Annotated in this window: 15 protein-coding genes and 1 pseudogene; 3 read left to right on the top strand and 13 right to left on the bottom strand. The window is 47.9% G+C overall.

Features of this window, described 5'->3' with window-relative positions:
* Positions 1–13: 13 nt before the first annotated feature.
* The 5 genes from FN782_RS08310 to FN782_RS08290 form a co-directional block, all read right to left on the bottom strand.
* On the bottom strand, positions 14–1,036 hold the full coding sequence (locus tag FN782_RS08310) for a DUF4244 domain-containing protein (RefSeq protein ID WP_185956149.1): 1,023 nt from the start codon (positions 1,034–1,036) through the stop codon (positions 14–16).
* A gap of 810 nt (positions 1,037–1,846) precedes the next feature.
* Positions 1,847–2,272 carry an organic hydroperoxide resistance protein gene (locus FN782_RS08305; protein ID WP_142505308.1) on the bottom strand — a complete coding sequence of 142 codons (426 nt, stop codon included), beginning with the start codon at positions 2,270–2,272 and terminating at the stop codon, positions 1,847–1,849.
* 17 nt (positions 2,273–2,289) lie between these two features.
* Positions 2,290–2,739 (bottom strand): MarR family winged helix-turn-helix transcriptional regulator, encoded by a 450-nt coding sequence (locus FN782_RS08300; RefSeq protein ID WP_142505307.1) that lies wholly within the window; start codon positions 2,737–2,739, stop codon positions 2,290–2,292.
* Positions 2,740–2,749: 10 nt separating this feature from the next.
* Positions 2,750–3,229 (bottom strand): glutathione peroxidase, encoded by a 480-nt coding sequence (locus FN782_RS08295; RefSeq protein ID WP_142505306.1) that lies wholly within the window; start codon positions 3,227–3,229, stop codon positions 2,750–2,752.
* A gap of 340 nt (positions 3,230–3,569) precedes the next feature.
* The gene (locus tag FN782_RS08290; RefSeq protein ID WP_142505305.1) at positions 3,570–4,355 is read right to left on the bottom strand and encodes a hypothetical protein; all 786 of its coding nucleotides are present in this window, start codon (positions 4,353–4,355) and stop codon (positions 3,570–3,572) included.
* Between the two features lie 224 nt (positions 4,356–4,579).
* On the opposite strand from FN782_RS08290, the gene FN782_RS08285 reads away from it, so the two are divergent.
* Positions 4,580–5,059, top strand: a complete 480-nt coding sequence (locus FN782_RS08285) for a hypothetical protein (protein ID WP_142505304.1) — start codon at positions 4,580–4,582, stop codon at positions 5,057–5,059.
* 2 nt (positions 5,060–5,061) lie between these two features.
* Here FN782_RS08285 and FN782_RS08280 read toward each other — a convergent pair whose 3' ends face one another.
* Complete coding sequence (locus FN782_RS08280) at positions 5,062–6,570, bottom strand: recombinase family protein (RefSeq protein WP_142505303.1); 1,509 nt, start codon at positions 6,568–6,570, stop codon at positions 5,062–5,064.
* A gap of 171 nt (positions 6,571–6,741) precedes the next feature.
* Complete coding sequence (locus FN782_RS16805) at positions 6,742–6,882, bottom strand: hypothetical protein (RefSeq protein ID WP_185956148.1); 141 nt, start codon at positions 6,880–6,882, stop codon at positions 6,742–6,744.
* A gap of 300 nt (positions 6,883–7,182) precedes the next feature.
* Here FN782_RS16805 and FN782_RS08275 point away from each other — a divergent pair, with 300 nt between their 5' ends.
* Entirely contained in the window at positions 7,183–9,021 is a 1,839-nt protein-coding gene (locus FN782_RS08275) for a glycosyl hydrolase family 18 protein (RefSeq protein ID WP_246064895.1), read from the top strand.
* 64 nt (positions 9,022–9,085) lie between these two features.
* On the opposite strand, the pseudogene FN782_RS08270 reads toward FN782_RS08275, so the two are convergent.
* Positions 9,086–9,439, bottom strand: a pseudogene (locus tag FN782_RS08270) (sigma-70 family RNA polymerase sigma factor); the annotation flags it as partial.
* A gap of 199 nt (positions 9,440–9,638) precedes the next feature.
* On the opposite strand from FN782_RS08270, the gene FN782_RS08265 reads away from it, so the two are divergent.
* Entirely contained in the window at positions 9,639–9,821 is a 183-nt protein-coding gene (locus FN782_RS08265) for a hypothetical protein (RefSeq protein WP_142505301.1), read from the top strand.
* Positions 9,822–9,842: 21 nt separating this feature from the next.
* Here the strand turns inward: FN782_RS08265 and gabT are convergent, their stop codons facing one another.
* The 5 genes from gabT to FN782_RS08240 form a co-directional block, all read right to left on the bottom strand.
* The gene (gene gabT / locus FN782_RS08260) at positions 9,843–11,192 is read right to left on the bottom strand and encodes a 4-aminobutyrate--2-oxoglutarate transaminase (RefSeq protein ID WP_142505300.1); all 1,350 of its coding nucleotides are present in this window, start codon (positions 11,190–11,192) and stop codon (positions 9,843–9,845) included.
* A 25-nt stretch (positions 11,193–11,217) separates the two neighbouring features.
* Entirely contained in the window at positions 11,218–12,669 is a 1,452-nt protein-coding gene (locus FN782_RS08255; protein WP_142505299.1) for an NAD-dependent succinate-semialdehyde dehydrogenase, read from the bottom strand.
* A 39-nt stretch (positions 12,670–12,708) separates the two neighbouring features.
* Positions 12,709–14,097, bottom strand: a complete 1,389-nt coding sequence (locus FN782_RS08250; RefSeq protein ID WP_142505298.1) for an APC family permease — start codon at positions 14,095–14,097, stop codon at positions 12,709–12,711.
* Positions 14,098–14,485: 388 nt separating this feature from the next.
* Complete coding sequence (locus tag FN782_RS08245; protein WP_185956147.1) at positions 14,486–16,192, bottom strand: sigma-54 interaction domain-containing protein; 1,707 nt, start codon at positions 16,190–16,192, stop codon at positions 14,486–14,488.
* 196 nt (positions 16,193–16,388) lie between these two features.
* Positions 16,389–23,357 carry an amino acid adenylation domain-containing protein gene (locus tag FN782_RS08240; RefSeq protein WP_142505296.1) on the bottom strand — a complete coding sequence of 2,323 codons (6,969 nt, stop codon included), beginning with the start codon at positions 23,355–23,357 and terminating at the stop codon, positions 16,389–16,391.
* Positions 23,358–23,417: the final 60 nt, after the last annotated feature.

The following is a 23,417-nucleotide window of genomic DNA, read 5'->3' as shown; positions in this document are numbered from 1 at the left end:
TCTAACTGTGCCCTCAAAATTCAGCAGGACTGTATATTTTTGATTCTTTTAATCCCCGATAGACTAAACCAACTTTTTCAACTTTTGTCGTTGCTTGATTCGCCTTTGGCGTAAAACCAAACACAGGTGCCGTAGTTTTCGCCACCTGTACCCCATGAGTGATCCCAAAAGCAAGCAGACCTGCAACAGCAGCATTCTTCCAATTAAACGTTTTCCCTCTCAAAAAATCGTCCGCAAGACTCCCGGTAGATGCACCAACCGAGTTGCCAAGCAGTTGTGTGGCTCTTCTTCCAATATACCGCCCAACTCCTCGGATAACACCACCGGTTACTCCACCGCCTACAGCCCCTGCCAATCCACCGATAGCGGTGTCCGCCATAATGGTCTTGAAATCGTTTCCCTGTACAGCAGAGATCCCGCCACCTACGGCAGCTCCAATTAAGATCCCGGCTCCAAATGCCTGTGCACCCGGAACAAATAACAACCCTACTCCAGCCGCAACGGTCAAACCCGCTGCAATCTCTTCTTTATGTTCTTTCGTCCACTCCCAAGTGTCGGAAGCAACTTCCTTAGTACCTTCCCAAACATCACCTGCAACTTCTTTTGTCTTCCCCCATGGATCTTCAACAAATTCTTTTGCATCCTTTTTGAAACCATTCCATGTACTCGACAGACCGTCTCCCAACTGATCGAAAAACCCTTTTTCTTCATTCTTAGGCTTAGAATCAGGTTTGGATAACGGTTTAGAAACAGGTTTGAGAACAATATGAGAATTGGATTCCGAAAGGCTCGTATTCGGTTTTTCTTTCACAATGTTTGGATCTTTACAGGCAGGATTGCCATTTTCATCCACCATGATCGTAGAAAACTTACAAGCAATCGCTTGTTGCAGTTCTTCTTTCACAGTTTCACTGTTTGCAACATTCACTAAAATGCTGGCAAGTAAAGCCCCCGCTACAATAATCATGACATATTCAACAGTGGGAGAACCCTTCTTCCTATGTAGAACTTTCAAAAAATGATGTAATAATTTCAAATAAGCCTCCCTCCTTTGTTCATAATTTACTATATTTTTCAGAGGGAGAAAATGGTTATTATATATTTTCTTAGAGTAAAAACATAAAAAAGCACCCGATTGGGTGCAAACTTTCATATTCCAGGTCCCTTTCATATAACACCCTGTCTGACTCAAAACACCCCGGACGGTTGCCACAAATGCATGAAATCGTTCATTCCGACTTCTCCACCGTCCTACCGCTGTAAATTCGTCAAACAGATCGGGGCAAACCGTTTGTAAGTTCAAGGATCAAGCCCTAATTATTTTTGGGTATTTTTGTCATTTTTAGTGTTATTTATATTCACATATGGGGTCCTAACATCTTTCTTAGCTGTTGACCGCTCCCCATGCGTAAACGCAGGGGATTCCTGCGAACACCAATCTAACGACCCGTTATCTTAGCAGGCTCTACCCGTGGGCCCCACGGTGCAAACAAAGAATGCTCTGCTATGCTCTCCTGCTTTCGCTTGGTTTTCGCAACTTCGGAGAGCCGGGTGGTTGAAGATTTTACACGACAGACCGATTTCCTGTAGCAACCCTATATCTTCAGTTTTCAACGAGCGAATGTGATTCTACCAAAAAATGGTCAGATTTTATACAGGGGGAATATGCACCCCTCCCTCATCTGACCTTAAATCCAGGGGTTTTCTCGCTCTCAAAGATATAAAGAAAACCGCGTATCAAACGCGGTTTTTTCAAGCCGAAGCTTTTCCGCGTTTCGTCGGAAATCGTCCTGTGTATCACATACGCGGAACAAATGGTCAAAGCCGAGTCCTGCGGAATCCGGTCTTACGCTGTATCCAATACGTTGAGTGTCACGTCGATGTTACCGCGTGTGGCCTTTGAGTAGGGGCAGACCTGATGGGCCGCCTCCACTAGTTCTTGGGCTGTTTCTTCTTCAACGCCGGGGATTTGCACTTCCAAACGTGCGGACAGCGCAAATCCCCCTTCTTCATCTTTGCCGATGGAAACATGGGCGGTGACTTGGGTTTCTCCGGTTTTCACCCGTTTCTGACGGGCGACCAGGGCGAGGGCACTGTCAAAGCAGGCGGCATATCCCGCGGCGAAAAGCTGTTCCGGATTGGAGGCGTCTCCACCGGGGCCACCCATTTCCTTGGGCATGCGGACATCGAGGTTGATCACCCCGTCCGGGGAGACTACTTTACCATTGCGGCCGCCTTCAGCGGTGACCGAAGCAGTATAGATCGGCTTCATAAAGCGAGCACTCCTTGTCATTGGGATTCATTTAAGCATCGGATCTGTTGCTGCAATCCCTGCAACCGTTCCAGAAGATCGCGCAACTCCTTCTCAGGAAGATCACTTTTTTGGAGGAAGGTCTCTGGGATGCAACGAGCCCGTTCTTTCAGGGCTTTTCCGTCTTCTGTCAGACTGACATTGACTTTGCGTTCGTCTTTGGGAGACCGTTGACGGCGGATCAGACCGGCGCTTTCCATCCGTTTCAGCATCGGAGTCAACGTGCCTGAATCGAGGAAGAGAAGAGAACCCAGTTCCTTGACGGTAAGTTCCCCTTTCTCCCAAAGGACCAGCAGGGTGAGATACTGGGGATAGGTGAGACCCAGTTCGTCCAACAACGGTCGATAAAAGCGAAAGATCTCCCTGGAACAGGCATAGACGGCAAAGCAAAGTTGATTGTCCAAGGCGAGCATTGAGTCTTTGTTCATGGTAACACCTTCATTGGGCAAGGGCTTTTTCGATATCGTTCCTGATGGTGGAAGGCTTTGTCGCCGGAGCATAACGTCCGATCACTTCACCTTTTCGGCTTACGAGGAACTTGGTGAAGTTCCATTTTACAGCATTGAAGAAAATGCCAGGAGCGTTTTTACTCAGATAACGGAACAGAGGATGAGCATTTTCACCCTTTACATCCGTTTTTGCAAACAGTGGAAATGTAACCCCATAGTTCAGTTCACAAAACTCCCGGATCTCCCCTTCTTCTCCGGGTTCCTGATTCATGAACTGGTTGCTGGGGAATCCGAGCACCTCAAATCCCTGCTCACGGTATTGCTCGTACAGCTCCTGCAATTCTTTGTACTGCGGAGTGAATCCGCATTTACTGGCGGTGTTGACGATCAGGAGCACCCGACCATTGTACTCGGACAGGGATCGTTCTTTCCCATCAATTGTGGTAGCACTGTATTCATAGACACTCATCCACCCCACCTCCCTGGAATTATTGTTTCGCAATTACATTGTACACAATTAAATTGGTTAAAATCAATATAAAAATAACGGCGGAGGAAAAGGGGTTTCTCTTTTCTCCCGCCGTTTGGAGGATCAACCCACTTTAAGTGATGACCAATTCCCCAGCTGTTTTTAATGCTTGGAGATCCACTTAAAAGCCATCTCCCAATCAAAATCTTCCAAAAGAAGGTCTGAATCTCTCCATAGAACATTATTTTTGACGCTTGCAATAGATATGCGTTATACACTCTAGACCTTTGAATAATTAAAAAGCGGACGTAGTTACATACAACTATGTCCGCAGCTATTATTAAAAGTCACTTTTGTTTAGGGTCTTTTCTTTTAACTTTTCTTCTGTGCTGTTACCTTTCTCTTTGGCATATTCCATTTCACCGGAATCACCTACGATGTCGTCCAAGGTATCTTTTGATACTTGGAAATGATCCCCCGCTTTTGTCATGGTAAAAGTGATTTCTTTTTCCTCGCCCACTGTATCGATTGGATAGTTTTGATCTCCGTAAATAATTGAGTAAAGTTTGAAGTTAAGCAAATTATTGATTGCTTTCATATCTTTGTTTTGGGAGTCCAGAATCATTTTTGAGGTATTCACATCACCAAAAATTTGGCTGCGAGCAATGGTAATCGCATTGGCTACAGATTTTAAAGCAATAGGGTCAATTTTTGCAGTAATTTCAGCCGTATCTTTCGTGATTTTTACTTTTTCAACAGAGTAAGTAACGTTTTGCAAGGATTTAATAGAAACACGGCTGTAGTCTTGAATAATTTCATCAGCTGTATACGTTGAGCCATCCACCACAAGCTGCCAATCATCGCCTGGATAATCTTTCACTTTTCTTTCATATAAGCTTTTTTCCAAGTAAGCCGTTGTATCATCACCCGACATCCCTGTGACATCTTTAATGGTTCCTTTCTTACCTTCATACAGAAAGGCTAGCAAAGTACTGGCATCTGCTTTGGCAACTTCTTCCGGCTTGACTTCTTCCTCCTTGGCAGCCTCTTTTTTACTAAAACAGCCTACCAATGATAAGCTGATCAGCAACATACAGATGGAGACAATGATTCCCTTTTTTTTCATGAACTATTATCTCTCCTATGTAAAATGGTTTTGTGAAGCTTATTGATCAACAGCTTTAGGTTTTATGTTATTTTAACATAAAAAATGTGTTAATTAATATAAAAAAATCCACACTTGGTGCAGGAAAGAAAGTGGGGCTGATCTCTTACTGAAGAACACAAAAACTCTTTGCCGCCTCACGGGTATCTGAAACCAATCATATGTGTCAAAATAAGGGGTGAACGATGATTTTATCAAGGAAAATGATTTCAGCATCGATCTCTGGTTCTTTATTTGCTGCTTTACTGGGGATCATCAATCCCAATCCATTTGGCGAACCGATTGTTTCCATACAAGATTATTTATTCTCTGTGGTTTCCATTCTCCCCATATATATGCTGTATAGCTTTCCAGCTATTTTAATTTACGGTGTTCTTACTTCTATGGTGAGTGATAAAATTGGTGAACTCATATCTTCCAAAATCAGAATAGAAAAAGCAGAGCTGATTCTTTCAGGGATTTTACATATTATGTTTGGCCTTATATTGTTTCCGGTCAGTTTAGGTGCCTCTATATTGTTTTTTATTACGGATCAAATCCTACGAAAAAGAAACCATAATGATAATTGGTTAGAAGCAATTAAAAGTTTATCCCTACCAATCACTGTATGGTTTCTTTGTATATGGGTTGTTTGGATCAAGGAATCTTTGTTTCCAGATGGATAGCTTTAAAAGGTATAGATCTCCACCCGATTACCATGCACTGTTATTTCCCGAACCACCTGACGGATCAGTTCTTTTTTGTCTGCAAAGGTTAAGTCTTTTTCTCCTTTGCTGAAATAATAGGTAACCGCTTCCTGGGTCAGTTCCTGACTATATTGGGATTTATCCCGATTGGTGATTATTTCCTTCATTTCTCTCAACCGAACCCGCAACTGTTCTTCTTTTTCTTTCAGCTCCTGGATGGACTCCCGTACTTCCTCCTCTGCAATGTCTAGCCCTTGAGCGAAGAGGTTTAACACCCGCTTTCGTCCTTCCTTTGTCTTTTCAATCTCTTTTTCCAACCGCTTCGTCTCCATCTCTTCCCAAGTGGAGGGGGAAGTCTCTGACATCTCTTCAGCCACGACTGCGATTTCCCCAGGATGATCCAGCCAGCGAACAATCTGTTCCCACACCGGTTGATCCAGCTCTTCGCACTTTACCCTTTTCCCACATCCTCTATGTTTCGCCCCAGCGTAATTTTTGACATCTGTATACTCATATACATACTTTCCCCAGTTTTTCACCTTTCGCCCAGTCATCGTGTTGTGACACTCTCCACAACGGATCAGACCACTTAACAGGTACTCACGTTTCCCCTTCTTTGCCCATCTTCGCCGGGATTCCTTCAGTAAACTCTGGGCGTGATAAAAGACAGCTTCATCCACAATTGGGGGACAAGGAATCTTGATCCACTCTTCTTTCGGACGCATCCGCATTTGCACCCGTTCTTCAGATGGCTTAAACTTATTTCCCAGCATTCCCTCTGTATTCCATTTGTTTTGGTAGAATTCCCCGATATAAGCCCGGTTCATCAAGATCTGACGAACCACTTGGCGATGCCAAACGTTAGCCCCGCGCTTTGTAGGGATCCCTTGTTCCGTTAGGTAATGGGCAATGCCATTGATCCCCTTCACCCGGTTATTTGGTTGGGTGAAGAGAGTAAAGATCAGACGCACGACTTCCGCTTCCTGATCATGGATGACAAACGATTCTTTTTCCTTATCGTAATCATACCCATAAACCTGGAAATCCCGTAACAGCTTCCCTTGTCGGGCTTTCTGCTTCCTGCCTCGCGTCATCCGTTCATTAATTTTCGCTTTCTCAAACTCTGAAATCGCTCCGCGCATACTATAAAACAACTGTCCTTCAGGCGTTCTGGCATACTCGCCATTTACAAAAAGCAATGGAACGCCTTGGCGGTCCAACTCTTCTGTGACAATCAGTTGATTCATCAGTTTCCGGGATAACCGGTCGGGGTCCAGACAGACCACCTTGGTGATCAGCCCTTTCCTTATATCCTCCCGAAGTTTGCTTAATCCCGGTCGATCCAGAAACTCCCCGGAAATCCCTTCATCAATATACTCCATGATTTCATCCGTCGCCGCTTTCTTTCGACAATCCTGAATCTGATCCTTGATACTGTATCCCCGTTTCGCCGACTCCTCCGTACTGACTCGAACGTAAATCCCCACCACCCTGCAACTTCTCCCTCCTGTATTTCTGCACAAGATAAACATAACAAGCCCGACGGATTCGGTCTGCGGAGTCCCCTTCAATCATTTTCAAATCCATCAATGCCTCACCCATAAAAGGGTATGCAATCACCGCATGTCCGCTTTCCACAGGGGACTAGCCTTTCATTGTTATTACAATCGAATCATACATTTCCCGGCTATCGAGGCAAAATGCCAACTTACTTTTTGAGGTTCATGACAAAGTGGTGAAGGGGCGATATCCGTTTCCGCATCTCTTTCCTCCAGCAAGGAAGCGGAAGGAGTCCGCTTCACCCCCTCCGATCCCAACCAGCGGACAAAATATCCGCTAAACGGTTGGGACCGAAAGCGAGTCCACTAGGTTGTCGGAAAAGGATGCTCCACCGGATCTCCCCCTCTTTGTCAGGAATCCTCTACTTTTTATTATTTTTTTCAAGTCCCCAATTGAAAGATGAAGATATTTTCGATATACTGTGAATTGACCGAAAATTGGTCTATACATCTAGATGATTAGTCCTATAAGGAGGTGAAAGCGCTTTTATTTGCTGTCAGTCGTCCCGTATTATTCCAAATATTCGAAATGGAGTGAACCATATGGAAAAGTGGTTTGAGTTTCTCCGCTCACAGGTGCGCAAGCCTTGGTTTTCCCTGTTGATGGTCCTTGTTCTGCTGGTTCCTTTATGGGGACCACCCATCGAACCTGTCGCAGCTGCATCCGAACCACCCGGAAAACCTGCCTTGAGTCACACGCACTGGAACAATGATGGCAATTACAAAGTGGAAATGAACCTCTGGTGGGGAGTCAACGGCAGCTCCTGGAAACTCTATGAAAACGGACAACTCATCCACGAAGAAAAGTTGAAAGAAAACTCCCCTCAACCCCAACATGCATCCGTCTCCTTTCAGGATAAGTCCCCAGGAACCTACAAATATCGGGCGGAACTGATCAACAGCGCGGGTTCCACCTCCAGTGAAACCATCACACTTCGAATCAATGGCGAAGGGGATGAAGAAGACACCAAAGCCCCAACCGCTCCCTCCAATTTGCAAGTCACTTCTACTACAGCTTCCTCTGTCTCCCTTCGTTGGGACACTTCCGAAGACAATGTCGGTGTAACGGGATACCATGTATACCGCGAAGATACGGAAATCGCCACCGTTCAAAGCCCATCGTTTACGGATACCGGATTAAACGCTGACACCACGTACACCTACACAGTAAAAGCGTTTGATGCCGCAGGAAACATCTCTCCTGCCAGTTCTGCCGTCAAGGCTCGCACGAAAAAAGAAGACGGAAACGAACCCTCCCAACACAAGATCATTTCCTATTATCCCAGTTGGGCCACTTACGGACGCGATTACCAAGTGATGGATATCGATGCTTCCAAAGTGACTCACATCAATTACGCCTTTGCCAACGTCCGCAACGGAGAAGTTGTGGTGGGGGACACGTATGCGGACACGGATAAGTTTTTTCCTGGGGACTGCTGGGAACCGGGATGTAAACGGGGGAATTTCAACCAGTTACACAAACTGAAGCAGAAATATCCTCACATTAAAACCCTGATCTCGGTGGGTGGATGGACTTGGTCCGGCAATTTTTCCGATGCAGCCCTCACGGATGCCTCCCGCACCAAATTTGCCAACAGCGCCGTTCGCTTTGTTCGGAAGTGGGGATTTGATGGGGTGGACCTGGATTGGGAGTACCCGGTATCCGGGGGATTAAAGCCTGGACGACCGGAGGATAAACGTAATTTCACCTTATTGTTGCAAAAGGTGCGGGAAAAGCTAAATGAAGCGGGAAAAGAAGACGGGAAGGAATATCTGTTGACCATCGCTTCGGGAGCGGGACCCGACTATGTGAAAAATACCGAATTGGATCAGGTCCAACAACACCTGGACTGGATCAATATTATGACCTATGACTTCCATGGGAGTTGGGAAAAGACGAGTGGCTTCAATTCCCCGCTCTTCCGGGACCCCGAAGATCCCTTCCCCAAAGCAGACACCTTTAATGTTCAGGCTGGGGTACAAGGTCACCTGGACGCAGGTGTACCTGCCAACAAACTGGTCATGGGCCTTCCCTTTTACGGTCGGGGCTGGAAAGGCTGTGATTCAACCAACAACGGCTTGTATCAAGATTGTACGGGACCCTCAGACGGTACATGGGAAGCAGGTGTTTTGGACTACACCGATATTAAAAACAACTACTTAAACAAAAACGGATTTACTCGCTACTGGAATGACACCGCCAAAGTGCCCTGGTTGTTTAACCCCAAGACGGGAACGTTCATCACATACGACGATAAAGAATCGATCGGCTACAAAACCAGCTTTATCAAGAAACAGGGTTTGGCAGGCGCAATGTTCTGGGAACTTTCCGCCGACCGCAATCACGAGCTCCTGGAGAAAGTACGCAACGACTTGCCGTAACGAAAAAACCCCCACAGGAAGAGCCTGTGGGGGGAATTGATCATTCCGCTCACCGATGCACCCCTAATGACATTAGAATCTCATTCTCAATGCAACGGGCAGCATATGTGGCCAATTTTGTTCCTTTGTTCGGCCGGTAGGATTCAATCGCTTTGATTAAGCCGATGGTGCCGATGGAAATCAAGTCCTCATTGTCTTCATTGGTATTCTCAAACTTTTTAACAATGTGGGCAACAAGACGCAGATTGTGTTCGATCAAGGCGTTTCTCGCTTCGGTGTCCCCTTTCGCCATCCGTTTCAGGCACTGGACCTCTTCCTCCTCTTTCAATGGCTGAGGAAAAGCGTTGTTCTTAATGTAGGCCACGAACAACATCACTTCACGGAACAGCATCGCAATGGTCGTAAACAATCCAGGCAAGCCACCGTCACCTCCGCTCCTGTTCCCGTAAAAAACAGGTGTTTCTAACTTATGTGAGGGACAAATGACACGTGCCTGTACGGGAGAGATTTCTTTATCCGGCAAAGAAAATAGAAAATAGCGACGGATCTGGAAAGGATACTTTTAAAAAGCAAAACAATGAGACTGCTGACAAAGATAAATAAGAGGGGGATATCCGGTGGAGCATCCTTTTCCGACGACCCAGCGGAACCCCTGGAGGTCCCAACCGTTTAGCGGACAACCTGCTTTTCCTTTTTGTCCGCTGGTTGGGACCGGAGGGGGTGAAGCGGACTCCTTCCACTTCCTTGCTGGAGGAAAGAGATGCGGAGACGGAAATCCCCTCTCCCCCACTTTGTCATGAACCTCAACAATGCCCCACAATTTATCCCAACAGGTGATCCACCACTTCTTCCATCACATCCAACGCTTCCTTTAATTGATCCTCTGTAATGACAAGTGGGACCAAAGTCCGAATCACATTGCTGTATAACCCGGCACCCATCAGAATGACTCCCCGTTGCCCGCATTCATGGATAATGCGTCCAGCCAGCTCTTTATCCGGTTCCTTGGATCGGGGATCTTTAACTGTTTCAAAGGCACACATGGCCCCGATCCCCCGAACTTCTCCGATTTGCGGATGCTTATCTTTCAAACGGTGAAAATGGGACAAAATGTGTTCTCCAATGACTTGCGCCCGCTCCGGCAGTTTCTCTTCTTCCATCATCCGAATCACTTCCAGAGCCGAAACACATCCCAATGGACTCCCCCCATAGGTTCCGCCGATTTCACCGGGGGATGCGGCATCCATGATTTCTGCCCGCCCGGTTACAGCACTGATCGGCAGACCGGCACCCAATGATTTAGATAGGGTGACCAGATCCGGGATAACTCCAAAATGCTCCATCGCAAAGAGTTTGCCGGTACGTCCGAATCCGGTCTGCACCTCATCGGCGATAAATAGGATGCCATGCTCCTCACACAGCGCTTTTATCCCCTGTATAAAGGTTTTTGAAGGGATGATAAAGCCACCTTCCCCTTGCACCGGTTCCATAATGACCGCCGCAATATTTTCCGGTTCAACCTCTCCCAGGAAAAATTCTTTTGTTTGGCGCAACAATTCCTGATCCAACTCTTCCGGAGTCATCCCTTCGGGTCTCCGATAGTAGTATGGATACGGCAATTTGTACGTTTCCGGTGCAAAAGGGCCAAAACCGAACTTATAGGGCTTCACCTTGCTGGTCAGAGACATGGTCAACAGCGTTCGCCCATGAAATCCCCGATTAAAGGAAACAATCGCTTGTCGTCCGGTGTATTTACGAGCCAGCTTCACTGCATTTTCCACAGCTTCCGCCCCACTGTTGAGGAAGAAGGTTTTTTTCTCATAATCTCCCGGTGTCAGTTCATTCAATTTTTCGGCAAGTTGAATGTAGGGCTCATACATCATACAGTTAAACCCCGGATGAATATACTTGTCCAACTGTCGTTTTAACGCCTCAACCACAGAAGGTGGACAGTGGCCGACATTCAGCGTACCGATGGCTCCCGCAAAGTCGATCAATCGGTTTCCATCCACATCGGTTAACAACGCTCCTTCCCCTTTTTCTGCAAATGTAGGGAGGTTGCAAGCCGGCCCCTGAGGAACATGGGCCTGACGACGTTGTAACAGGCTTTGAGCCTTTGGTCCAGGGATCGGGGTGTTCAACTGGATATAGTTACGGGTAGCAGATGGCATGGTCGGTTCCTCCTCCATTCTTTTCTCACTTTGACTTCAGGGATACAGAGACATACTTCGTTTCCAGGTATTCCTCGATACCGTACTTGCCACCTTCCCGACCCAGACCGCTCTCCTTCACTCCCCCAAACGGCGCTTGGGCGGTGGAAGGCATTCCATCATTCACCCCGACAATCCCATATTCCAACGCTTCAGATACCCGGATTGCCCGTGCGAGATCATGTGTATACAAATATGCGGCTAAGCCGTAAGGTGTATCATTGGCCAGAGTAACGGCTTCCTCTTCCTCCGTAAAACCATGCAGGGGTAAAACAGGACCAAAGGTCTCCTCCTGTTCCACCAACATTTCCTGTGTGGTATCCAGTAAAACGGTTGGAGCATAGAAACAGCCGCCATCCCATTCCTTACCCGTGATCCGTGTACCACCAGTAACCACTTTGGCACCCTTTTCTTTTGCATCTGCAACGTGACGCTCTACCTTCGTCAATGCTTTCTCATCAATCAGGGGGCCAATCTGTACCTGTTCCTGCAACCCTTCACCCACTTGAAGCCTTTCCACTTCCTGAGCCAGGATATCTGCAAAAGCCTCTTTGATCCGGTGATGGACATAGACCCGGTTGGTGCAGACACAGGTTTGCCCCGCATTGCGAAACTTGCTGGCCAACACTTCCCTGGCTGCCTGTTTTAGATCTGCATCTTCAAACACCAGGAAGGGGGCATGACCACCCAACTCCAGGCTAATCCGTTTGACCGTATCCGCAGCTTTCCTCATCAACAACTTTCCTACTTCCGTGGAGCCGGTAAAGGTAATCTTTCGTACCCGCTTGTCTTCCAGCAGGGCCTCCCCGATTATATCCGCATGGGTCCCGGTCACTAAGTTGACAACTCCCGCAGGTACTCCCGCCTGATCCATGATTTCCATCAGAAAGGCCGCCGTCAGCGGTGTTTGCTCCGCAGGTTTGACAACCATCGTACAGCCAGCAGCCAATGCAGGGGCGACTTTACGAGTAATCATGGCAGCAGGAAAATTCCAAGGAGTAATCGCCGCTGTCACACCTACAGGCTGACGCAACACCCAAATTCGCTTATCTGGGGAGGAGGAGGGAACCGTATCCCCGTAGATGCGCTTCGCTTCTTCCGCATACCATTTAAAGAAGTCCGCCGCATATTGCACTTCCCCCTGGGCTTCCGCCAGTGGCTTTCCCTGCTCCATGGTCATCAAACGCGCCATCTGTTCTTTTTGCTCTATCATTTTGTCATACACCCGTTCCAAGATGACAGCCCGTTCTTTTGCCGCTTTCTGGGACCAATCGGGAAAAGCACGATAAGCCGCATCCACTGCCTGCCGGGTTTCTTTTGCACCAGCATCAGCCATTTGTCCAACCATTTCATTATTGGCGGGATTTGTTACATCAAAGAACGCCCCTTGATCGGCATTTTTCCATACGCCATCAATATATAATCCATATTGTTTCATACACCACGATCCTTTCTTGAAATGATTCGTTCTCCAACATTACTCCATGTGCGTTTTCACTTCAGCCAAATACGATTCCGATACGTTCATACGGAGGAGGAACAGGACTCCTGCTACCCACCACAAAAGGTTAATCAACCATTCCTGCCAATTTAGCGAGGCCTCCATTCCTGGCATATACTGCACGGCAATAAAGAGACTGAGCAGAATGGCCAAATACCCTACAACCGGACCTTTGCCTGCACGGAAAGGGCGCTTCATATTGGGTTCTTTCTTTCTTAAAAAGAGGAAAGAAACGGCGACGAGGAAGTAAGATACGACAATGTTGAGTCCTCCTGCATTCACCAGCCAGGTCAACATTTCCTCTCCGAAAAAGGGAGCGATACAAGACAGCCCACCCAGTAATAGAATGGCATTGGATGGGGTATGGTATTTGGGGTGCAGCTGACCGAGCCAAGCTGGTAGCATACCAGACTCCGCCATGGCATACAACACACGGCTGCCACCGATTAAAAAAGCATTCCAACTGGTCAAAATCCCAGCAACCCCCGCCAAAACCAACACGTTGCCTATGAGTGGGGTTCCAAAGATTGCGGCGATGGCATCCGCTGCTGCCAAATCGGATTGCTTGAGAGCCGCTTGGTCCAATCCCATCCCAACCCCCACAACAATCGCCATATAATAGACGACTGCCAGCGTGACTGAAATCAGTAGCAAACTGCCAATTTTTTTGCTGGGCACATTCATTTCTTCCGCTGCCTGAGGAATCACATCAAAGCCTACGAACAGGAACGGAACCATGACAATTACCGACATGACACCGCCAAATCCATTGACAAAGAAGGGATGAAAATTTTCGGTACTTCCCCCAATCGGTGCACCGATAAACAGCAAGAGACCGACCACGATGATAAACAGTGTACATATCGTCTGAAAAACGGCAGCTGGCTGAATCCCGAAATAGTTTAAAGCTGTGATCACAATCGATCCGAGTACCCCAACCAGAACCCATGTGATGGTTACTTCAGACCCGGCAACCGTCCAAAGATAGCCTTGTCCATACCCAGGAAACAAATAGTCCAACACAGAAGGAAAGGCCACAGCTTCTATACCGACGACCGTGAGATAGCCCATCGCAATCGCCCAGGATGCAATGAAGGAGGCCTTGGGTCCCAACGCCCGCAGCGTGTAATAGTGCTCCCCTCCCACTTTGGGCATGGCAGCCACCAATTCTGCATAGGTTAAGCCGACAAACGTAACCATCAAGCCACCGATCAAGAAGGCAACCATTCCACCCAATGTACCCGCTTGGGTGATCCAATCACCGGAGAGAACCACCCAGCCCCAGCCAATCATCGCACCAAAGGCCAGAGCAATCACATCTTTCCGAGACAAAATTTTCGTCATTTTCTCATTTGCATTCCCCATGAGAACCCTCCTTTTTTACTATTCCATATTTTTACCATCACCCCTCCTGTCACCCAATCATAAACTTGCAAAAACCATGCCAAAGACCTATAAAACCTTGTTTAAAAAACAAGTGAGGTTCATGACAAAATGGGGGAAAGGGGATTTCCGTCTCCGCATCTCTTTCCTCCAACAAAGAAGTGGAAGGAGTCCGCTTTACCGGATATCCCCTTCTTCTTATTATTTTTGTCGGCAGTCTCCCTTGTTTAAAAAACAAGTCCATTGTATTACGCAGATATTTTCAAAAAAGGTCTACACAATGTTTGGAAGAGCGTCCTATTAACCGCCGATTCATTATTCAATTTTGCATAATTTATGCATTATTAGATAAGGTAAGCGAGTTTACCCCTCATTCTGTATAACGTTGTAATTTCCGAACCACCGTAGATTGGCTGATTCCAAACCGTTTGGCGATCTCCGTCGTGCTTTTCCCTGCCTTTCTCGCCTTGACCAATAAGTCTTTTTCCACCTGGGCAACAATTTCCGGCAATGTTTTACCTTGAATCGCTTCCCATGAAACATCGGGAACGGCTGTCCGTTGCATCTGTGTCGGTAAATCCTCCACCCGAATCAGCGAATAGGGGGAAACCACCACTAAGCGTTCGATCCAGTTTTCCAATTCTCTCACGTTACCCGGCCATGAATACTCCATCAAACGTTTTTTGACCGGAGCATCCAGCCACTTCTGAAGTTGATGCTTGCGACAGTATTTTTCCAACAGGGAATCAATCAGGACCAGCAAATCCTCCAGGCGTTCCCTTAACGGCGGTACCGTGATGGGAACAACATTGAGCCGGAAAAATAAATCATCCCGAAAATCACCGGCTTGAACTTGCCTGGCCAGATCCCGATTTGTGGCTGCAATCAACCGAAAATCCGATTGAATGGGGCGCGTTCCGCCAATCCGATAAAATTGCTTTTCCTGAATCAGCTTCAGTACCTTTACCTGAAGGGATTTCGGGATCTCTCCCACTTCATCCAGGAAAAGGGTCCCCTTGTGCGCCAATTCAGCAAATCCAAGTTTCCCCTTTTTCTTGGCACCGGTAAATGCACCCGCTTCATAGCCAAATAGCTCTGATTCAAACAGCGGCTCCGGGATGGCACCACAGTTTACCTCAATCAATGGACCCTTCGAGCGGGGGCTTTGTTGATGAATATAACGAGCGAGTGCTGTTTTCCCCACCCCAGATTCTCCCTGCAACAACACATGAACATCCACCTGCGCGACGCGGCGGGCGGTTTCCAGCGTCTGCTTCATTGCTGGATGTTTGGCGACAAATTCGGTGGAGTCCAGTGCTTCTTGGCGAAGATTGCCCAATTCAGACCGGAACCGTTCCATCTCCTGCTCCATTAACGTTAAGTGCTCTTTTAAACGCATCGGCTCCGTAATATCACGGGAAAAACAGATCACTCTGGCAAATCGTCCCTCACCGTCAAAGGCTGGAATCGCGGTCACTTGTACCCTGCGCCCTTTTTCCGTCGTCTGCATACCCGTCTGCTTCGTTTTGGTTTCCAGCACCTTTTTGGTAATTGACGGACGAAAAACCCCCTTCCGTTCAAGATCCCGTACATTTTTCCCGATTAATTCTTCTGAATATTTCCCATATAGCTGTTCAAAATGACCGCTCAGTTTTAAGATGTTTCCGTTGCGATCTGTAATCAGAATATCGTCATACAGTGAGCCAATCACTTCTTCCAATTCCCAGCCACCTTTTGTGCTTTCTTCAGACAGCAACGTAGAGATGTCCTCATCGCAAGGAAAAAATATCCAGGACATTCCGCTGGGAATGGAACAGCGAACCCCTTTCCACCGTCTCTTTTCAAACATCAGGGTTCCCTCTTCTTCTCGCTGGCTGGTATCCCACAACCATGGAGATTTGGGGAAGTAATGCTGTACCCTTTCCCTTCGCGACTCACTTTCGTCGATGCCAAAGACCATGGATGCCTGTTCGTTGACATAGTGAATATCATGATCTTTTCCGATCACGATGATGGGATATGGAAAGGTATCCACAAACGATTTCCATATCCCATCTGACGTTGGGATCGATGTCACGTTCTCACCTACTTCTATACGGTTTATCCCCATTGTAGCGAATGATGCAATTTTGCATAAGGGGCTGAAAAAAATGACAATTCCCATAAAGGCATTAAAAATGGCGGCAAGGTTCTCCTCACCGCCGTCAAAGTATATTTTTCACGCTTTACTACTGTTGTTGTAAATGGCAAAATATAGACTCAACGTCCCTGCCTTATTCGTCAAACAGCTCATCGTCCTGTTCATTAAACGCTCCTTCTTCCGAATATAACGGTATCTCACGTAAACGTTGTTGTGGAGATTCCACCACACTCTCAAGCAACGTTTTATATTGATCAATCATTCGCTCAATCGTTTCCTCGGTAAAAAGGTCGGTACAGTACTCCACACTGCCTACCAGTCGGTCCCCTCGTTCTTCCATAAAAAAGGTGAGATCAAACTTTGAGCACTCAAGACCGATTTCGCATACATGGATCGTCACATCCTGACAAACGACACGTTTCAGAGGTTCCTGTTCAAACGCGAATAAAACTTGACAGAGTGGCGAGTAGCTTCGATCCCGTTCGGGTTGCAGTTCCTCAACCAATTTCTCAAATGGAACATCCTGGTTGGCATAGGCCTCTAGGGCTCTTTTCCTTACATGATTCAGCAGTTCCTCAAAGGTTGGGTTTCCCGATAAGTCACTGCGCAGGACTAACGTATTGACAAAAAATCCAACCAATCCTTCAATTTTACTGTGATTCCGGTTGGCAACCGGAAAACCCACCAAAAGATCCTCTGCTCCGGACTCGCGGAACAACAAAACCTTGTAAGCCGTGATTAGGGTCATAAACAGGGTAACACCTGCATGGTCGGATTGTTTTTTCAATCTGTCACTCAGAGCTGCTGACAGCTCAAAAAATCGAACCGCTCCGCGATAGGACTGTATGGAAGGACGCTGGTAATCGGTTGGCAAGGACAGAAGGGATGGTGCGTTTGCAAGTTGATTTTTCCAATATCGCAGCTGTTTTTCCAACCTCCCCCCTTGCAACCACTTCCGTTGCCACACCGCATAATCCGCATACTGAACCGCAAGCTTTGGCAATGGCGACGATTGACCTTCCGCGAATGCTTCATAAAGCTGGGTAAGTTCCTGGATCAGAATGTTATTTGACCAACCATCTGAAATAATATGGTGCAAATTGAGAACCAATAGATGTTCCACATCGGAAAGCTTGACTAAATGACTGCGAAACAGGGGACCTTCCGCCAGATCAAACGTCTCTTCTGCCAGCTGGTAAATCAAGCGCTGAACCCGTTCGCTCCGGAGTTCCACCCCTTCCTCCCCGCTCAGATCAATCAACGGGATGTGCCAGCCGGAAGGCGCTGGTGCAATATCCTGTACAACGTCACCATCCACCTCTTTAAAGGTTGTACGTAAGATTTCATGACGCTGAACAATCTCCTGAATGGCAGATGTGAGAGCCTTTTGATTCAGTCTTCCCTCGATGTATAGCGGTAAGGGAATATGATACAGAGCACTCGTTCCTTCCAATTGCTCCAAAAACCATAGACGTTGCTGGGCAAAGGAAGCAGGCAACGCTTCTGTCCGCTCAACAGGTACCAGCGGAACCTTCTCTGTCGATTCTGATACCGTTTCATCCACCTGTTCGGCAAGTTCAGCAATGGATGGAGCTTCAAACAATGCACGTACCGGCAGTTCAATATTCCACATGTTACGGATTCGGGAAATGACTTGAACCGCCAACAGCGAGTGGCCTCCCCTCGCAAAGAAATGATCCTCTGCACTTATCTTTTCCACATTCAATACATCCTGATATATCGTTGCCAGCCGTTTTTCGGTCAGTGTACGTGGAGCCACATACTCCCCTTCGGTTTGTTCCTGTGTTGGGGGTGGAAGCTGTTGACGGTCTGCCTTACCGTTTACAGTCAGCGGAATGGCATCCAGAACCATGATTGTCTGAGGCACCATATAGGATGGCAACCGTTCCGCAAGGTGCTGTTGCACATCGCGGGCATTCCATTCATTTCCCTCCGAAACAGTTACATACGCAACCAAACGTTGATCACCGGGGGTATCTTCACGTAAAATCACCGTTGCCTCTGCAACACGGGAATGCTGAAGTAAAACCGCCTCAATTTCACCGGGTTCAATGCGGTAGCCTCGCACTTTGACCTGATCATCCACCCGACCCATGTACTCCAGGTTGCCGTCTGAAAGATAGCGAACCATATCCCCTGTTTTATATAATCGGTCACCCGGCTGATTGGAAAAAGGATGGGGCACAAATCGCTCAGCCGTCAACTCTGGACGGTTATGGTAACCATCCGCCAGTGCAATCCCACCGATATACAACTCTCCCTGCACCCCGATCGGAACAGGTTGCATGAATTCATCCAGGACATATAATTGCATATTGGCGATGGGCCGTCCGATGGGCACCGGTCGGTCTGTCGCCTCGACAGCTTCATACACTGCGCAACCCACCACCGTCTCCGTGGGACCATACTCGTTGATCAATCGGGTTTCCGGAGCCGCCTGCTTCCAGAAAGCAATATGTTCACCCAAGAGGGCTTCTCCACCGATGACGACGGTACGCACACGACCGGACAATTCCTCCGGAGAAAGCTGTTGGGAGAGAAGTTGCAAATGTGTCGGTGTAATCTTTAACAGGCTTACATTTCGGCGCTTCCGCAATTCCTGACTCAGTTGTTCCACCTCTTCCCCTTCCCGAAGCAGAATCACCCGACCGCCGGCTAACAGGGGGAGAAACAGACTGGTGATGGTCGCATCAAAGGCCAGTGAGGTGGATACAATCGATCCAATGCCTTTCTCCACCTCATAAGCATCCAACGCCCATGTGAGATAGTTGCTCAAACCGCGGTGCGGAATCAATACTCCCTTGGGGGTTCCCGTGGAGCCTGAGGTATAGATCATATAGGCCAGATTGTCGGCGCCAACACGGCTTGGTGGTGGACCATCCACCGTGGAGGCGATCCGGGACGCATCGCGATCCAAACAGACCACCTGTCCGTTAACCTGCGAGAACCGGGCAAGCAGCCGTTCCTGTGTCAGCAACAGGGATACTGCTGAGTCGGTGAGCAAAAATGTCAGCCGTTCCTGTGGATGCGCAGGGTCGATGGGTACATATGCCCCGCCCGCCTTTAAGATCCCGAACAGTCCAACCAGCATTTCCACGGAGCGCTCCATACAGATCCCTACCCGCACATCCGGTCCAACACCCTGGCTGCGCAGAAAGTGCGCCAAACGTTCAGAACGTTCATCCAACTCTTGATAGGTGAAGGTCGCACCATCCGATTCCACTGCAATATGGTCAGGCTTTTGTTGTGCGATCGCCGCAAACCGTTCATGTATAAGCGTTTCTGAAACGTCCGTTTCTGTTTTGTTAAATTCTGACAAAATCCATTTGCGCTCTTCCTCGGTAAGAAGGGGTAGCTCACTCACCCTTTGCTGTGGATGGGTTGCCACATGATGCAGGAGATGACAAAAATGATTGGCTATTCGCTCGATTGTCGCGGCTTCAAACAGGTCTGTATTATATTCAAAACTGGCCAGCAATCCGTCCTCCGTCTCTTTTACAAACAAGGTCAGATCAAACTTGGATGTTCCAGGATCAAATTCAGTCGGTTGGATGCTTAGCCCTGACATTTCCATCGCTTTCACAGAAGTGTTTTCCATCACAAACATCACCTGAAAAAGCGGTGAGTAACTGAGGTTACGTTCCGGCTGTAACTCTTCAACCAATTTCTCAAAGGGAATATCCTGGTTGTCATACGCTTGAAGAGCCACTTCCTTCACCTGATGCAACAGATCCTGAAAGGTTGGATTGCCTGACAAATCGGTGCGCAACACCAAAGTGTTGACAAAAAAACCCATGATCCCTTCCGTTTCACTGTGATTGCGGTTGGCAACAGGGAAACCGACCAGAATATCCGTTTCCCCACTATACCGATGGAGCAAGGTGTTAAATGCAGCCAACAGGGTCATAAACAGGGTCTGATCCGCCTCGTGGGACAACTGTTTGATCTTTTCGTAGAAACGTCCTTGGATCGTAAAGCGGTGAATCGCTCCTCGAAACGTCTGCACCGCCGTGCGCGGCTTGTCCGTGGGCAATTGCAAAACAGGCAAAGAGCCAGCAAGTTGTTGCTTCCAATACTGTAACTGTTGCTTTGCCACATTCCCATTCATCCACTCATGTTGCCAATCGGCATAATCCGCATACTGAATCGGCAATTCAGCCAATGGTGAGGGCTCTCCATTGAGGAAGGCATCATACAGCGTTACCAGTTCCCTTTTGAATAACTCTTCTGACCATCCGTCCGAGACCATATGATGCACAACCCAGATCAGATAATGCTCCTGCTCGTCCGTCTGCACCAGTGCACCCCGAAACAGCGGAACGTCAGTCAAATCGAAGGGCTTGTTCGCCAGTTCCTTTGCCAACGTATATACTTGCCCGCAGTCCGCCTGGTCCAAATGCACCAGCGGAATCTCCACATCAATCGATTCCTGGATCACCTGTATGGGTTTCCCATCTTTTTCGCAAACCCTTGTACGAAAAGACTCATGACGCTGAATGATTTCCTGGACACTGCGCATCAACACATCCACATGTAAAGATCCCTTCAGATGCAGCACCGTTGGAATATTGTACGCAGGATTCTCCGGGTCCAAACAATGCAGGAACCACATCCGCTGCTGGGCGAATGACATGCGCAACGCCCGGTTTCGTGGAATCGGATGCAGCGAAAGTGCTTCTCTCTCTTTTTTTTCACACCGTTCATCTTCAATCCGCTCAGCCAGTTTTTCCGCAGATTTCTTCTCAAACACCTGATGCATCGATAACCGGACCTGAAACAGATCATCGATTCGGGAAATCAACTGGGAGACAAGCAACGAATGGCCGCCAAGATCAAAGAAACTCTCATCGACTCCAATCGGTTGCACACCCAGCAATTCACTAAAAATAGCAACTAACTTCTCTTCTTCGGTAGTTCTCGGTGGCGAAACAGCAACATTTCGATTTATATGAGACGAACTGGGGGCAGGCAAGGCACGGCGATCCACTTTTCCGTTGGGTGTCAACGGCAGCGATTCCATTTCGATATAAGCAGATGGCACCATATACTCCGGCAATTGTGTGAGGCAATAATCACGTATCATTCTGTCCGCAGGCAGTGCTTTACCTTCAAGATAGGCGATCAACCGCTTCTCACCCGTTTCATCGCCATGGGCAATCACCACCGCTTGATGGACCGCTGGATGTCGTTGCAACACCGTTTCAATTTCCGGCAGTTCAATGCGGTAACCACGCACCTTCACCTGATGGTCAATACGTCCCAAATATTCCACCGTTCCGTCGGACAAATAGCGTACCAAATCACCGGTCCGATACATCCTCCCCTTCCCTGAAAAGGGGTTGGGAAGAAAGCGCTCTGCGGTCAAATCCGGGCGATTCAAGTAGCCTTGTGCCACCCCCTCACCACCGATATACAATTCACCCGGTACACCGATCGGCACTGGCTGCATCGCTTTGTCCAACACATACAACTGGGTATTTCCAATCGGTCGCCCCATCCGAACATCTTCCGTTACATGGTGTACCGTTGACCAGACCGTAGTCTCAGTCGGCCCGTACATATTCCACAGCTCTGCACTGCGAGCTTGCAATTCCTGGGCCAACTCGCGCGTCCACGCTTCTCCCCCGCAAAGAATCTTCAACTGCGGGCTTCCCTTCCATCCTGCAGCGAGTAATAAACGCCATGTTGCTGGAGTGGCTTGCATCACCGTTGCGCTGCTCTTCTGGATCGCCTCAGCCAGACGCTTCCCATCCATTGCTACATCGCGACTAACCAGTACAGTAGTAGCCCCCGCCATCCATGGCAAAAAGAGTTCCAATGCGCAAATATCAAAGGACAACGTCGTCACTGAAAGCAGACGGTCTTCCTTACGGATGCCCGGCTCTTTCGACATGCTGGTCAGAAAATTGATCAACGATCGATGTGAGACCTGAACCCCCTTGGGTTTGCCGGTTGATCCGGATGTATAGATCACATAGGCCGTCTGTTCACTCGATGCTTGGAGTTCCGGTGTTGCTTGGCAAGACTCCGAAGCGAGTTTCCTGCCAATATCATTTAAGTGAATGATCTGAACATCCGATTGTGCCCATAAAGGCATGGACGACTGATCTGTCACCACCACCTCGCTACAGGAGTCTTCCAGCATATAGGCCAGACGATGTTCCGGAAAGATTGGGTCAAGCGGGACATAAGTCCCGCCTGCCTTCAAAATTCCAAGAAGAGCCACGACCATATCGGGAGAGCGTTCCATACAGACAGCAACCTTCACTCCCGATTCCACACCCTGCTTACGGAGATAATGGGCCCATTGATTGGAGCGCTCGTCCAGTCGGCGGTATGTCATGTGTTCCTCCCCAAATTCCACGGCAATCCGGTCAGGATGATGAAGCGCTGTCTTCTCAAACAAATGATGCAGACAGGAATCTGCGGGATAGGAACGGTCGGTTTGATTCCATTCCACCAGCAACGTCCGCCGTTCTTCTTTACTTAAGAATGGAAGATCTTTGACCGCCTGATCGGGATTGGATACGATCGCTTCCAGTAAGACAGAAAAATTGGTCAACATGCGTTGAATCGTGGAATGATCAAACCGCTGGGCATTGTAGAAAAAGGTTGCATCCGTCTTTTGCTCTGCAAAGGAACATACCAAAAACAGATCATATCCTGTCCACTGACTCATATCCAAACGGTCTGAATCGTTTCCGCCATAAAAAAGTACCTGGGTGGACGGGTTTTCCTGCAATCCCTCGTCACCCTTCTTTTTTTCAACCAGTTGTCGGAGCATTTGTCCGAATGAAACATCCCCTGTGCAATCAAACGGAACGGATTGCAATCGGCCCTCCTCCACAAGGCCTACTGCCAGTCTGTTTTGTGAAGAATAGCGGTGGATGAATAGGAAATAGGCTGCCAACAAAACGGTACTCTGTGAAACGCCCGCTCGACGGGAATATTGAGATAACGCTTCCCATACAGAACCTGTAATGGATACGGAATGATTTCCAGGCATAAACGAGTGAATTCCCGATCTTTTTTGATCGATAGGTAATTCAATCTGTGGAGGTTGTTGAACCATGCTGGTCATTGATAAAACCACCCTTAAAAGCGAGTATCATTGCAAAACATGTGAAAAAACATCATAAAA

The sequence above is a fragment of the Melghirimyces algeriensis genome (assembly GCF_900182565.1).
Lineage (GTDB): Bacteria > Bacillota > Bacilli > Thermoactinomycetales > DSM-45169 > Melghirimyces > Melghirimyces algeriensis.
The sequence above is the reverse complement of the archived record's forward strand: the minus strand, read 5'-3'. Positions and strand labels throughout refer to the sequence as shown.

Bases quoted from the DNA above. Each gene is read 5' to 3' on its own strand.
- FN782_RS08305 (WP_142505308.1), bottom strand. From the start codon at position 2,272: ATGAAGCCGATCTATACTGCTTCGGTCACCGCTGAAGGCGGCCGCAAT.
- FN782_RS08300 (WP_142505307.1), bottom strand. From the start codon at position 2,739: ATGAACAAAGACTCAATGCTCGCCTTGGACAATCAACTTTGCTTTGCC.
- FN782_RS08295 (WP_142505306.1), bottom strand. From the start codon at position 3,229: ATGAGTGTCTATGAATACAGTGCTACCACAATTGATGGGAAAGAACGA.
- FN782_RS08290 (WP_142505305.1), bottom strand. From the start codon at position 4,355: ATGAAAAAAAAGGGAATCATTGTCTCCATCTGTATGTTGCTGATCAGC.
- FN782_RS08285 (WP_142505304.1), top strand. From the start codon at position 4,580: ATGATTTTATCAAGGAAAATGATTTCAGCATCGATCTCTGGTTCTTTA.
- FN782_RS08275 (WP_246064895.1), top strand. From the start codon at position 7,183: ATGGAAAAGTGGTTTGAGTTTCTCCGCTCACAGGTGCGCAAGCCTTGG.
- gabT (WP_142505300.1), bottom strand. From the start codon at position 11,192: ATGCCATCTGCTACCCGTAACTATATCCAGTTGAACACCCCGATCCCT.
- FN782_RS08255 (WP_142505299.1), bottom strand. From the start codon at position 12,669: ATGAAACAATATGGATTATATATTGATGGCGTATGGAAAAATGCCGAT.
- FN782_RS08250 (WP_142505298.1), bottom strand. From the start codon at position 14,097: ATGGGGAATGCAAATGAGAAAATGACGAAAATTTTGTCTCGGAAAGAT.
- FN782_RS08240 (WP_142505296.1), bottom strand. From the start codon at position 23,357: ATGACCAGCATGGTTCAACAACCTCCACAGATTGAATTACCTATCGAT.